This window comes from Rhodonellum sp. (assembly GCF_030656585.1).
GTDB lineage: Bacteria > Bacteroidota > Bacteroidia > Cytophagales > Cyclobacteriaceae > Rhodonellum > Rhodonellum psychrophilum.
In genome coordinates this window covers 87,597-101,419 of sequence record NZ_JAUSPP010000013.1, presented here as the reverse complement: position 1 = coordinate 101,419, position 13,823 = coordinate 87,597, and the positions used below count along the sequence as shown (strand labels likewise).

10 protein-coding genes are annotated in these 13,823 nt (G+C 44.3%); 9 read left to right on the top strand and 1 reads right to left on the bottom strand.

Annotated features, from left to right (window positions below; genetic code table 11):
* Positions 1-27 precede the first annotated feature (27 nt).
* The 9 genes from recQ (at position 28) to galK (ending at position 12,006) form a co-directional block, all read left to right on the top strand.
* Positions 28-2,166 carry a DNA helicase RecQ gene (recQ, locus tag Q7J63_RS02100; RefSeq protein ID WP_304883777.1) on the top strand — a complete coding sequence of 713 codons (2,139 nt, stop codon included), beginning with the start codon at positions 28-30 and terminating at the stop codon, positions 2,164-2,166.
* 448 nt (positions 2,167-2,614) lie between these two features.
* Positions 2,615-3,472, top strand: a complete 858-nt coding sequence (locus Q7J63_RS02095; protein ID WP_304883776.1) for a geranylgeranylglycerol-phosphate geranylgeranyltransferase — start codon at positions 2,615-2,617, stop codon at positions 3,470-3,472.
* A gap of 371 nt (positions 3,473-3,843) precedes the next feature.
* The gene (gene purN / locus Q7J63_RS02090) at positions 3,844-4,401 is read left to right on the top strand and encodes a phosphoribosylglycinamide formyltransferase (protein ID WP_304883775.1); all 558 of its coding nucleotides are present in this window, start codon (positions 3,844-3,846) and stop codon (positions 4,399-4,401) included.
* 120 nt (positions 4,402-4,521) lie between these two features.
* Positions 4,522-6,048: a bifunctional phosphoribosylaminoimidazolecarboxamide formyltransferase/IMP cyclohydrolase gene (gene purH, locus Q7J63_RS02085; RefSeq protein WP_304883774.1), complete on the top strand. Its 1,527-nt coding sequence runs from the start codon at positions 4,522-4,524 to the stop codon at positions 6,046-6,048.
* A 177-nt stretch (positions 6,049-6,225) separates the two neighbouring features.
* On the top strand, positions 6,226-7,713 hold the full coding sequence (gene cysS / locus Q7J63_RS02080) for a cysteine--tRNA ligase (RefSeq protein WP_019597514.1): 1,488 nt from the start codon (positions 6,226-6,228) through the stop codon (positions 7,711-7,713).
* Positions 7,703-8,683, top strand: coding sequence for a M28 family peptidase (locus tag Q7J63_RS02075; protein WP_019597513.1), 981 nt, complete (start codon positions 7,703-7,705; stop codon positions 8,681-8,683). Before cysS ends, Q7J63_RS02075 begins: the two co-directional genes overlap by 11 nt.
* 28 nt (positions 8,684-8,711) lie before the next feature.
* On the top strand, positions 8,712-9,737 hold the full coding sequence (locus tag Q7J63_RS02070; protein WP_304883773.1) for a LacI family DNA-binding transcriptional regulator: 1,026 nt from the start codon (positions 8,712-8,714) through the stop codon (positions 9,735-9,737).
* 30 nt (positions 9,738-9,767) lie between these two features.
* Complete coding sequence (locus Q7J63_RS02065; protein ID WP_304883772.1) at positions 9,768-10,841, top strand: aldose epimerase family protein; 1,074 nt, start codon at positions 9,768-9,770, stop codon at positions 10,839-10,841.
* 16 nt (positions 10,842-10,857) lie between these two features.
* Positions 10,858-12,006, top strand: a complete 1,149-nt coding sequence (gene galK / locus Q7J63_RS02060) for a galactokinase (RefSeq protein ID WP_304883771.1) — start codon at positions 10,858-10,860, stop codon at positions 12,004-12,006.
* 434 nt (positions 12,007-12,440) lie between these two features.
* On the opposite strand, the gene Q7J63_RS02055 is transcribed toward galK, so the two are convergent.
* Positions 12,441-13,685: a sugar MFS transporter gene (locus tag Q7J63_RS02055; protein WP_304883770.1), complete on the bottom strand. Its 1,245-nt coding sequence runs from the start codon at positions 13,683-13,685 to the stop codon at positions 12,441-12,443.
* Positions 13,686-13,823 lie beyond the last annotated feature (138 nt).

The window sequence follows — 13,823 nt, the reverse complement described above, 5'->3', positions numbered from 1 at the left end:
TTTCAAATTCCGCAATATTAAAAACTCATGCCCCAAACATTGACATCAAATCCCCAAGAAATACTCAAGAATTTTTTCGGCTATTCTGGATTTCGGGGAAACCAGGAAGCAATCATCCAATCGGTAAGCAAAGGCCAGGACACCATTGTGCTGATGCCTACCGGTGGAGGAAAATCTGTTTGTTATCAGATTCCTGCGGTCCTTTTTGGGGGCTTGACATTGGTCATTTCTCCCTTGATCTCCTTGATGAAAGACCAAGTGGACGCTTTGAACACCAATGGGATTCCTGCAGCTTTCCTGAACTCCTCCCAGAGCATAAGTGAGCAGCGCTACATCACTTCCCAGATCCAGGAAGGCAAAATAAAACTGCTTTATATCGCCCCAGAACGACTTTTTAAGGGAGAATATCCATTGATTGAATTTCTAAAAACCGTGGATCTCAAATTGGTCGCCGTGGATGAAGCGCATTGCGTTTCCCAGTGGGGGCATGATTTCCGTCCTGAATATTTGAAAATCGGAGCGCTTCGGAAGGAATTTTCCAACACCCCATTTATCGCCCTTACCGCCACAGCCGACAAACTCACCCGGAAAGACATTGCAGAAAAACTGGGATTGAATTCCCCAAAATGGTTTATTTCCTCCTTCGACCGGAGCAACATCACCTATAGAGTGACTGCAAAACGAGATTCGATGGACAAATTGTTGGAGTTTTTGGATTTCCACAAAAAAGATTCCGGAATCATCTATTGTCTCTCCCGAAAAAACGTGGAACAGACAGCGGCCACCCTTGAGGCAGAAGGACTATCAGTTCTCCCCTATCACGCTGGCCTTTCGCGGGAAATCCGCGAAAAAAACCAAGAACTATTTATCAAGGACGAAGTCAAAATCATGGTTGCCACGATTGCCTTTGGGATGGGAATCGACAAATCCAATGTGCGCTTCGTGGTGCACATGAATATGCCACAAAACATCGAGGGCTACTATCAGGAAACCGGGAGGGCCGGAAGAGATGGACTGCCGAGCGATGCCTTGCTGTTTTTCAGTGTCGGGGATGCCATCACCTTGGGCAGGATGCTGGAGCAGTCGGAAAACCAGGGATTTTCCGATGTCATGCAAGGGAAGCTTGACAAGATGAAGGCTTTTTGCCAAAGCAAAACCTGCCGGAGAAAGTACTTGCTGAATTATTTTGGCGAAGAGGCTGCCGACAATTGCGGGAATTGCGACACCTGCTTTCAGAAAGGCAACCTTCAGGACATGACCATCCCTTCTCAAATGCTGTTGTCCACCATTGCCCGATTGAGCGAAGCGTTTGGATTGGGATATGTGGTGCTGGTCCTTCGGGGATCCAAATCTGCAAAAATCCAGGAAGCCCATCAAGCACTTTCCGTGTACGGAATCGGAAAAGACAGACCCGAGTCCTTCTGGAAGGATCTGGGAGAAAAACTCCAACAGGAAGGCTATCTTGCTGAAGCAGGAAGCCAATTCCCAACCCTGAAACTCACCACCTTGGCATGGGAAAAACTGAAATCCAAGGAGAAATTTCTCCTGCCGATGGAAGAAGAACGGCCTACAGCCTCTGCAACTTCAGCTAAGCATGATGAAGGTCTTTTGGACGAGCTCAAAATGCTGCGCCATCGACTTGCCCAAAAGGACAATGTGCCACCATACGTAGTTTTTGCAGACAATACCTTGGTGGAAATGGCCACGTATTTCCCCTCGGATGAGGATGCCTTGTTGACGATCTCGGGAGTCGGTAAGATCAAGGCAAACAGCTATGGAAGAGATTTTCTCGGACTGATAAAAAAATACGCCAAAGACCATCAACTGGAATCCATCCAAAAAGCCCGCCCAAGAAAAGCCCCCGTGGGCAAGGACTCACAATCTGAAATGCTGACTTTGAAATACCATGAGGAAGGCATGAATATTTTTCAGATTGCCCAGGCCAGAAGCATGACGCCAACCACCATAGAGTCCCACCTCGCCAACCTTGTCAAAAGGCAGCTTATTGATCTGGAAAAATTCCTGTCGAAAGATGATGTCCTGAACATCCGATTGGCCTACCGAAGACAGGGGAATTCATTCCTGAAACCTTTGAAGGAACATTTCGGGGACAGGTACAGCTATTTTCAGTTGAAAGTTGCATTGGCGGATGAAAGAGAGGGGTAATTCAAAAATTCGCGGAGGTCAAAAAATAAACCAAGTTCATCCCCAGCAGTTTGAAACCTTACAGGAGAGATTTGGGTAAAGTCTAATGAGTAGAAAAGTAGAAGTTTTTTGAGAATACAAATCATCTGAAATCTGAAAACTTTTCTGAAAAAAACATTTTAACCTGAAATAAGCATTCCGTTTCCCAATGGGATCGAAACTTCAAGAAAATCAGGCTACTGGGATATTAATGCGTAACACCGATTTGGTGAAGTCAATAACGGTTAACAACTCACTGATTTAAAAAGATTTATGATCAGCGTCCAATTGGTAATGCATAACACGGGCTTAATTTTTTTGATGAATTGTTAAAAGTTGACTTTCAACAATTGGTAGATTAATTTAGTTGGACAGATTGATGTTGACTATTGACTTTATCACTTACTTTTGATTGAAGAATCCCAAACCTATGCCAAAGTCATTTTCCATCTGGAGTCTATTGAAAATCAGCAGGCCTGTGAATCTGGTGATCGTGGCTTTTGCTCAGCTGATGACGGCTCACTTTTTGGTGGGGACTACCCGACAGGGACTGCCGGTCCTGCAAGACATCAATCTTTATCTGATCATTCTTTCCACCGTGATTTTGGCTGCGGCCGGCTACATGATCAATGATTATTACGATGTAAAAATCGATTACATCAACAAGCCCGAAGAGGTGATCGTAGGAAAAGGCATGCGCAGGAGAATGGTGATTTTTCTACATTCATTACTCAATTTCACGGGAATTGGTATCGCCCTAATTGTCAGTCCAAGGATCGCATTGATCAATTTCGTGGCTTCTTTTCTTTTATGGCTCTACAGCAACTCCCTCAAAAGGCTTCCTTTTATCGGGAATTTTACTGTGGCACTTCTGACCGGGACTTCGATATGGATGATTGGGTACTATTACCAGCAATCGGAGTTGTTGGTGTTGACCTATGCCATTTTTGCATTCTTTATCAACCTGATCCGGGAAATCATCAAAGACATTGAAGACCGCCAAGGAGATCGAAAACACGGTTGTCGAACGCTGCCGATTGTCTTGGGCTTTCGAAACACCAAAAAAGTGATTTTCCTGATTGCCTTTGGTTTTGTCTGCGCCATTCTGATCGTGACTTTCAAGATCAATAACCTGCAGCTTTTTTATTATTTCGGGGGCATGAGTTTCCTCTTCTTTTACTTTATGTACAAAATATATGTTGCCGACCGGAAGGCCCATTTCACCCAATTGAGCATCCTGTCAAAGATTTTGATGCTTACCGGTATTTTGAGCATGGGTTTTTTATGATCAATTTCATTGTTCTACTCAATTCCAAATTGAAATCCCGGTCTTCTTTCCGCTTTTTTCAATCCAAAATATGGAATAGAATTCCTAAAGAGGTTTGAAACTATAAGAAAATCAGATTATTTGGAATATTAAGGTTTCCCACCAAGGTATTGAAGTCAAAAACAGCAGAAAACCAACTGATTAATATGGGATTTTAGACTGGAATCAAATTGGTACTACACAAAACGGGTTAAGTTTCGCACCTTTTATTTTCCTACCAACTGTTTTCCAAAAATCAAATCGAAAGGGACTGGGACGAAAAGAAAGCGATCCTCTTCGATTTCAAAGGATAATCCCTATTTTTACCCGTACAAATCAACCTGAACCCCACCTTGAAAAAGATCGCCATCCTCGCCTCAGGCAGCGGAACCAACGCGGAAAAAATAATGGAGTATTTCCAACATTCCCCAAAAGGCAAAATTGTCCTGGTGGCCTCCAATAAAAAAGATGCTTTTGTGCTGGAAAGGGCAAAGAAATTCGACGTCCCCACTTTTACCTTCACCAAATCAGAAATGGAGTCTGGTGAACTCACCAAAAAATTACAATCCCTGAGAGTCGATTTGGTGGTATTAGCAGGATTCCTTCTTAAAGTGACGGATGACCTGATCCAAAAATTCCCTGACCGCATCGTCAACATCCACCCTGCCCTATTGCCCAATTATGGAGGAAAAGGCATGTACGGCGACAAAGTCCATCAAGCCATAAAAGAGGCTGGGGATACCGAAACCGGCATTACCATTCACATGGTCAATGAACATTATGATGAAGGGAAAATCATCTTTCAGGCTGCCGTAGCGATTGCACCCGAAGATACCCCCGCACAAATCGCGGCAAAAGTCCATCTTTTAGAACACAAATACTTTCCAAATGTCATCGAAAGCCTGCTTTAATGCATTGGTTTTCCTACCTTTGCCCTTTGATTTTAAACCTTAAAAACCAACGATAAACCGCATTGTGCTTAAGGAAAAAATCCAAATCCTACTAAGCGATGCGTTTACAAAACACAAAACATGGCTGCCAAAAAAATCCAATCCGCCCTTATTTCTGTTTATTACAAAGACAATCTTGAACCTATCATCGCCCTACTCAAAGCACATGGCGTAAAAATATACTCCACGGGAGGCACTCAGGCATTCATTGAAGGCCAAGGAGCCGAAGTGATTCCTGTTGAAGACCTGACGGGATATCCTTCTATTTTTGGAGGAAGGGTCAAGACTTTACATCCAAAGGTATTCGGCGGTATTCTTCAGAGAAGAGACCACGACGGGGATATTTCACAAGCTACTGAATTTGACATCCCGGCCATTGACTTGGTCATCGTGGATTTGTATCCCTTCGAAGAAACGGTTGCATCAGGCGCTGGAGAGGCGGATATTATCGAAAAAATCGATATTGGAGGCATTTCATTGATCCGTGCTGCAGCCAAGAATTTCAAGGATGTGACCATCATTGCCTCTAAAGATCAATATGGCGAACTTGAAGAAAGACTGAACAACCAGGACGGCGCGACCACCTTGGAAGACAGGCGGTATTTTGCAGCCCAGGCGTTTCAGGTTTCCTCCAATTACGACACCCATATTTTCAATTATTTCAACTTAAACGAAAATATCCCTGCGCTTAAAATCTCTGAAACCAAGGCAAAAGCCTTGAGATACGGGGAAAACCCACACCAGTCGGCCCGTTTCTATGGAAATTTGGATGAGGTTTTTGACCAATTGAATGGCAAAGAGCTCTCCTACAACAATCTGGTGGATGTGGATGCAGCAGTTGCTTTGATCGCCGAATTCAAAGGCGAAACAGCTTTTGCCATTCTCAAACACACCAATGCCTGTGGCGTGGCTTTGGCATCTAGTGTCAAGGAAGCCTACCAAAAAGCATTTGCAGCGGATACCACTTCCGCTTTTGGCGGGGTTTTGATCACGAATCAAAATGTGGATTTGGCTGCGGCTGAAGAAATGCATAGCCTTTTCTTTGAGGTGCTGATCGCCCCATCGTTTGACGAGGATACACTAAAAGTGCTGAAAGGCAAGAAAAACCGGGTCTTGTTGAAACAAAAAATCCAGATTGGCGGTACAAAACAAATCAAAACGCTACTCAATGGCATCATTGAGCAAGACAAAGATCTTCAAACCGAAACCAAGGCAGACTTCAAAACAGTGACCAAAAAGTCGCCAACAGAGTTGGAAAAAGATGCCTTGGTATTTGCGGCCAAAATCTGCAAACACACGAAATCGAATACCATCATCCTAAGCAACGGAGATCAATTGTTTTCCTCCGGCGTGGGTCAAACCTCTAGGGTCGATGCATTGCTTCAGGCGATTGAAAAAGCCAAGGCTTTTGGCTTTGACCTCAAAGGTGCCGTAATGGCTTCGGACGCTTTCTTCCCTTTCCCGGATTGTGTGGAGATCGCCTCCAAAGAAGGGATTTCCGCGGTCGTTCAGCCAGGTGGCTCCATCAAGGACCAAGACAGCATTGATTTCTGCGACAAGGCCGGCATGAGCATGGTCTTGACAGGCGTGAGGCATTTTAAACATTAATTTGCGATCCATTGTATTGGCTATGTAGTATTCAAACCCCGAATTCATTGATTTACAATACAATGAATTCGGGGTTTGAAAATATTAAACACCAAGAAATAAAGAAGTTAAAATACCAAATCCCAAGCGCACGAGCTGCTAAATAACCCGTACGCTATACCGTTTTTTTTAACCCCTATGAGTGATCTGAAAATATACAATACGCTATCCAGAAAGAAAGAAACCTTTGAGCCGCTGAACGCGCCCTTCGTGGGGATGTATGTCTGCGGGCCAACGGTGTATGGAGACGCCCATTTGGGACATGCCAGACCAGCTATTACGTTTGACACGGTGTACAGGTACCTAAGTCATTTGGGATACAAGGTCCGTTATGTTCGCAACATCACCGATGTAGGTCACTTGCAGGGAGATGCGGATGAAGGGGAGGATAAAATCGCCAAAAAAGCCAAGCTGGAGCAATTGGAACCCATGGAAGTGGCGCAGATGTACACGGACAGTTACCACAGGGACATGCTGGCGTTGAACACCATCAAACCCAGCATTGAACCAAGAGCTACTGGACATATTCCGGAGCAGATTGCTTTGGTAGAAGGGATTCTCAAGGAAGGATTGGCCTATGAAGTCGATGGCTCAGTATATTTCGATGTCATGAAATACAACGAAAGCTACCAATATGGCAAACTTTCAGGCCGGGTATTGGAGGAGTTGGTCAGCGGAAGCCGGGATCTGGACGGACAGAGCGAAAAAAGAAATGCAGTGGATTTTGCCCTTTGGAAAAAAGCTTCGTCGGAACACTTGATGAAGTGGGAATCCCCATGGGGACTAGGTTTCCCAGGCTGGCACTTGGAGTGTACAGCCATGAGCTCCAAGTACCTCGGAAAGCAATTTGACATTCACGGAGGCGGTATGGACTTGATGTTTCCCCACCATGAATGTGAGATCGCGCAGGGAAATGCCTGCAACCATCAGGATCCGGCAAAATACTGGATGCACAACAACATGATCACCATCAATGGCCAGAAGATGGGCAAATCGCTGGGCAACTTCATTACTTTACAGGAGTTGTTCACCGGCAAGCATGACTTATTGGAACAAGCGTATAGCCCGATGACGATCCGTTATTTCATCTTGACGGCGCATTACCGCTCCACTTTGGATTTCTCCAATGATGCGCTCAAAGCTGCACAAAAGGGATACAAGAAAATCATCAATGCACTGCGCATAGCCAAAACGCTGAAATACAGCAATCCCGATCAAGTTGAAAAGGATGCTGACCAAATCAAACAGGTCGAGCAAAGCATTGCCAATGCCTACCGTGCACTTGATGAGGACTTCAATACAGCACAGGCCATTGGACATTTATTTAACCTGTTGAAAAAAATCAACAGCATGTACACCGGGCAATTGTCACCTGGTGTTTTTGGAGAAGAAGTGTTTGAGAAAACCAACCAAACCTTCATCCGCTTCGTAGAGGAGATTTTGGGATTGCTGGAGGAAAAAACGGACAATCAGGAAGGACTGCTGTCTTTGTTGATCAAACTGTATAGCGAGGCAAAACTGGCCAGAGACTACAACCGTATTGATGAAATCCGGGCTTCATTGAAGGATTTGGGGATCATCGTCAAGGATATGAAAGATAAAATTGATTGGGCTTATGAAGAATAGACTGGGATTGGGGATCGTTTTGCTTTCTCTCTTTTGGGCATGTAGTGGCGAAAAAAACGGAGTGGTCGTTCAAACTCCCGTGGATTTCAGGGAAACCCCAGCTTTCAATGCAGATTCCGCATTTCATTATATCCAAAAGCAGGTGGATTTTGGCCCGAGGGTTCCCAATACCAAAGGACATTCCCAAACCAAAGACTGGTTGGTTTCCAAATTTGAAGGTTTCGGTTTGGAGGTTCAATTGCAGGAATTTCAGGCCAAAACCTATGACAACAAACTTTGGGACCTGACGAATATCATTGCCTCCTACAACCCTTCAGCCAAGAAAAGAATTCTTTTGGCCGCCCATTGGGATACACGGAGAATGGCCGATAAGGACAGCCAAAGAATCGACCAACCCATTGATGGCGCCAATGACGGCGGATCAGGTGTCGGTGTTTTATTGGAAATCGCACGGATTGTCGCATCGGATCCAAATTCTCCCGAAATAGGCATTGATTTCATTTTGTTTGACGGGGAAGACGACGGGGAACCCGAACAATCGGTATCCCGCAACAATTCCCAAATCTGGTGGTGTCTTGGCTCCCAACATTGGTCAAAAACACCCCATGAAAGAGGATATTCGGCCTACTATGGAATACTCTTGGATATGGTCGGCGGCAAAGGAGCCCGGTTTTACAAAGAAGGATACTCCATGGCTTATGCCAAAAACATCGTCAATAAAGTATGGAATTATGGAGTAGAATTAGGATATTCGGACTTCTTCATCATGAAAGAGGCCCCCGAAATCATTGATGACCATCTTTTTGTGAACAAAGATGCGGGAATTCCAATGATCGATATTGTAGAATTTTCTCCGGATTTTGGGTTTGGTCATTATCACCACACCCATGCCGACAATATGGAGCTGATTGACAAAAGAACCCTGAAGGCGATTGGACAAACCGTATTGTTCACCCTATATCAAGAGTAGCAAGCCATTTACCGTAAATACCCCCAAAATGAAAAAAGGCCACCAGGTAACGATGAAAGAGATTGCCAAGAAACTGAATGTCTCTGTTTCTACTGTTTCCAGGGCATTGAAGGATTCTCCCGAATTGCATCCGGACACCAAAAAACGGGTGGTCGAGATGGCCGAAAGCATGCACTATCAGCCAAATCTATTGGCCCAAAGCCTCAGAATCAGCCGAAGCAAAGTCCTTGGCGTGATCGTGCCCGAGCTCACCTCACACTTTTTTTCGAGCAATATTTCCGGGATTCAGGATACCGCCTACAAAAGGGGCTACAACATTATGATTTGCCAGTCCAATGAATCCTTTGAGCAAGAAAAGGCAAACATCAAGATATTGGTTTCCAGTCAGGTAGACGGATTGTTGATCTCCTTGAGCAGGGAGACCAAAACCTACGAACATCTGAAGGAATTGGTTGACCGCGAAATCCCCTTCATCATGTTTGATCGGGTAACGGAGGAAATACCGGTCTCACGGGTGACCGTTGACGATGCACATGGCGCCTATCTCGTTGTGCACCACATGCTCGAACAAGGCTGCAGAAAAATAGCTTATTTTTCCGGCCCAGAGGATTTGTACATCAGCAAAAAAAGGAAAGAGGGCTACCTGTTGGCGCTTTCTGAATATGGTATTTCAGAAGAGGAAAGCCGGACCTATATCACTGATCTGACCTTAGAAATGAACCGGGAAATCGCGCTTGAAATCATAAATGAAAAAAACAGGCCGGATGGAATATTTGCCATGATCGACCCGCTGGCTGTAGATGTAATGATGGTTTTGAAGGAAAACAAAATCAGGATTCCAGAAGACATTGCCTTGGCTGGATTCACAAACAACCCCACATCGGCGGTGGTGGAACCATCACTGACCACCGTGTCCCAACCTGGCTACGAGATGGGACAACTGGCAGCCAATCACCTATTGGATCAATTGGAAGAACTTGTTTCTGATGATCCTCAGTCTTTTGTTTTAAGCACAACCTTGATGGTTAGGAATTCTTCCTTGAAAAGTAAGTAACCCTACTCTTTCGTTATTTATTTCTTTTCCATGAAGAACAAGCTCTCACAGACTACCGAAATATTTGGATTAACCCCAGATGGTAGAACAGTCAACCTTTTCACTTTTTTGTTGGCCAAAAAGATCAAAGTCTCCGTCATGAATTATGGGGCCACACTTACTCACTTATTTGTTCCCGATAAAAATGGGCAAATGGAAGATGTCGTGCTGGGATTCGACGATTTTGATGGCTATATCCAAAAGGAATATTTGGACAATTATTGCTATATCGGATCCACTGTAGGGAGGGTTGCCGGAAGGACCGCAGACAATCAAATCCTGATTGATGATCAAATCTTTGCACTTCCTGCCAACCAAGGACATGTCCATCTGCATGGAGGAATCGAGGGTTGGGACAAAAAAATATGGGAATCCACCCCTTTTCAGACAGCTGAAAAAGTTGGCGTGGCATTCAAATACCAAAGCGCCGATGGAGAAGAGCATTACCCCGGAAAAGTCGATGTAACTGTCACGTATTCTTTGGATCAAGCCGGCATTTTGGAGATCCACTACCAGGCGGAAACAGACCAGAAAACAATCCTCAATCCTACAAATCATAGTTATTTTAACTTGAGTGGGGATTTCATCCAATCGATTGATGCTCATTTGCTTCAAATTACGGCGGAGCACTACATGCCCCTAAGAACAGAAAGCCTTCCCACAGGAGTTTTTACGGAAGTGAATGGAAGCCCTTTTGATTTCCGTAAGCCGGGAAAAATCGGGATTACCCTAGAAAATGAAGATCCCCAATTGCAGTTGGCCAATGGAATCGATCATGCTTTTTTATTGGACAAAAACCAACCAACCGCTACACTTCATCACCCAGGATCCGGAAGGGTGCTGCACCTTTCCACCACAGAACCCGCGGTACAGGTTTATTCGGGCAATTACCTCAATAAGCGTTTCGAAGGAAAAAAAGGTGTGCGTTATGACAAAAGAGCAGGCATTTGCCTTGAAACACAACATTTTGCCGACAGTACCCATCATTCTCATTTCCCAACAATTGTATTGAATCCCGGGGAAACCTTTGATTCCAAAACCAAATTTTGGTTTTCAATCCAATAATCCAATCCTTGAAGACATGATTACAGAGAAAATTCGCAGTGTTTTTTTGCAGACTTTTGGGGAAAGCCCTTTGCTTTGCCACTCACCAGGCCGTATCAACCTCATCGGAGAACATACAGATTACAATGGGGGCTATGTGATGCCCGCAGCGATTGACAAAAGGATGGTTGTGGGGATCGCTTCCAATGACGGCAATCAAGGAAGGATACATTCCATTGACTTTGACGAAGATTTCACCTTTGACCTCAGTTCTTTTTCTCCAAAAAAAGGCCATTGGGGTACCTATATCATGGGTGTGGTTGCACAATTTCAACAAGCCGGATATCCAGTGAAAGGATTTGACATGGTATTTGGGGGGGACATTCCAGTTGGCGCAGGATTGTCTTCCTCGGCAGCGTTGGAATGCGCAGTAGGTTTTGCATTGTCCGAACTGTTTCATTTCGAAATTCCACAACGATCCTTGATTCACTATGCCCAAAAGGCAGAACACGTTTTTGCGGGTGTCCAATGTGGAATCATGGATCAATTTGCTTCTGTAATGGGCAAAAAAGACCATGTGATCCGATTGGATTGCAGGAGTTTGGACTATCGACATTTTCCTTTGGTACTCCCCCATCACAGTATTTTATTGATTGATACCCAAGTCAAACATTCCCTGGCTGATTCTGCCTACAACCAAAGAAGACTTGAGTGTCAGGAAGGCGTAATCGCTGCACAAAAAATCAATCCGAAAATCCAATCTTTAAGGGATATGGATCTGGGCATATTGGCCTCTATTCAACATGAGGTCAGTGACATTGTATTCAACCGCTGCAAATATATTATCGAGGAAAACGAAAGGGTTTTGACAGCCTCCACACTTTTGGACAACAATGACCTTGAAGGTTTTGGTGAAAAAATGTACAGTTCGCACGAAGGGTTGTCGGAATTATATGAAGTCTCTTGTGATGAACTTGATTTTTTGGTGGACTTCACCAAAGACTTGCCTTATGTTTTGGGAAGCAGGATGATGGGTGGAGGATTTGGCGGCTGTACCATCAATATTGTCGAAAAGGAAAACGTACCATCTTTGCAACAGGAGATTGAAACTGCCTTTGAATCCAAATTCGGCGTTAACCCAAAGTTTTATGAGGTGAGTTTGGAGGACGGGACAGGCTTGGTGTGATTTTAGCCAAATCTGAACCTATTTTATGCATTGCGAACTCAATTCAATATTGCAATTAACTGATTTTCAATTATTTATTGATTGATTTCAACTTCACGCTATTGGTGTCAGGAATTAGTCTCCCAATAGTCTAATTTTCCTGCAGTTTCGATCTCATTTGGAAACGGAATGCATATTTCGGGCTGAAGGGACAAAACTGATTTTTTTTACACTTCAATAAAGCAATAAAGGCAGTCCGGAATGGACTGCCTTTATTTTTAGACCTGTATTGTGCACATGCTTTTTTATTCAGGGTTGAAATTGCAAAAAGACCATACTGTTTGGAGCCTTCGCCATAGCACTGATATGGTGAAGTCGAAAACACCAATGAAGTGACTGATTTTCAAACAATTTAAGCCCGCCATTCAATTGCGCATAATTCAGTGAAACTTAAATCAATGTGCTGCAACAATTGTTTCAGTCCTTGGATTGGCGTTCTTTTGCCAGAAATAGAATATGGTAAACAAGACTACAAGGATAATTGGGAAAATGACCATTTTAGCCAAAGTATCCTGACCAGCAGCAAGTTGGAGGTCATCACCTGTAAGACCTGCCGCCTGATTGATTGCAGTGGATCCATCGATCCAACCTCCGATTATAGGTTGGAAGATAGCCGTAGAAAACATGCCAACACCACCAATGATCGACATTCCCAAGGCGCCAGTCAAAGGCGCTCTTTGTGCGGTGGCACCGATCATAACCGGCCAGAAATAGCCCACACCCAAAGCGAATACTATCGCTGCAAAATAAGCAATTGGTCCTGTGACTACACTAAACATGTATATGCCGATGGTTGCTAAGATTGCACCAGTTAGCAATACGCCTGTTTGACCCAGTCGCTGCACCACGGGACCAGCGAAAAATCTAGCGAGAGCCATCACACCGGTGGTCAAGGCAAGAATCAACATGGCATCTGCACCACTGCTGCTCAAGACAATGCTCACCCACTGATTAGGACCAAATTCGGAGATGGCCGTAAGCGCCATTGCAAAGAACAGGAATATGAATACCGGTCTGCCCATTGCTTTAAAGTTTTCAAAGAGGGAAGTGACACCCACAACTTTTGGTGTTGGGAATCTTTTCCCGAAGAATAAAACGGCATAAATTACCGTTGGGATCATCAATACCCACATTTGGGTTTGCCAGTTGCCCATTACTCCTCCAAAATCCGTCATGAACTTGGAGATCAGAGCGCCAAGGAGAATGCCTCCAGGAAACCACATGTGGAATCTGTTCAGCATTTTGTTCATTTTAACGCCTGAGTACATGTCTGCGATCATCGGATTACAAGCCGCTTCTGTACAGCCGTTACCGAATCCAATGAAAAGAGTGGAAATCAACAATGTGGTGTAGCCGTCTGCATAGATTGTAAGCAGGATACCCAGAGTATGGGCGACGAATGCTACTCTCATGATATTTGCAGGGCCAAAAGAATGGTACACAAGACCGCCGATGATCATGGAAATGGGAAAGCCCAAAAACCACATAGAGTTGATGAAGCCAAGTTGTTCGCCCGAAAGACCGAATTCCTGACCGAGCTGCGGCAAAATACCGGCCCTGATGGCAAAAGTGAAAGCAGTAGTGATCAAAGCAAAGCAACTCCCATTGAATAGGGCGCTTTTGTTAATGTTTTCGTTCATTGAAGCTGGGTTTAAGAGGTTAATGGTTTGGTTTTATTGAAGATAGATTTATCAACCTGAAAATATAAAAAAACTTAAGGAGATGGCTGGTCTTTTTCTCAAAATATTGCCGATTAATTTGATCAGCGCAAAAAAAAC

Excerpts from the sequence above, each read along its gene's own strand:
- cysS (WP_019597514.1), top strand. The coding sequence starts at position 6,226 with ATGAGTGATCTGAAAATATACAATACGCTATCCAGAAAGAAAGAAACC.
- Q7J63_RS02070 (WP_304883773.1), top strand. The coding sequence starts at position 8,712 with ATGAAAAAAGGCCACCAGGTAACGATGAAAGAGATTGCCAAGAAACTG.
- Q7J63_RS02095 (WP_304883776.1), top strand. The coding sequence starts at position 2,615 with ATGCCAAAGTCATTTTCCATCTGGAGTCTATTGAAAATCAGCAGGCCT.
- galK (WP_304883771.1), top strand. The coding sequence starts at position 10,858 with ATGATTACAGAGAAAATTCGCAGTGTTTTTTTGCAGACTTTTGGGGAA.
- Q7J63_RS02075 (WP_019597513.1), top strand. The coding sequence starts at position 7,703 with ATGAAGAATAGACTGGGATTGGGGATCGTTTTGCTTTCTCTCTTTTGG.
- recQ (WP_304883777.1), top strand. The coding sequence starts at position 28 with ATGCCCCAAACATTGACATCAAATCCCCAAGAAATACTCAAGAATTTT.
- Q7J63_RS02065 (WP_304883772.1), top strand. The coding sequence starts at position 9,768 with ATGAAGAACAAGCTCTCACAGACTACCGAAATATTTGGATTAACCCCA.
- Q7J63_RS02055 (WP_304883770.1), bottom strand. The coding sequence starts at position 13,685 with ATGAACGAAAACATTAACAAAAGCGCCCTATTCAATGGGAGTTGCTTT.
- purH (WP_304883774.1), top strand. The coding sequence starts at position 4,522 with ATGGCTGCCAAAAAAATCCAATCCGCCCTTATTTCTGTTTATTACAAA.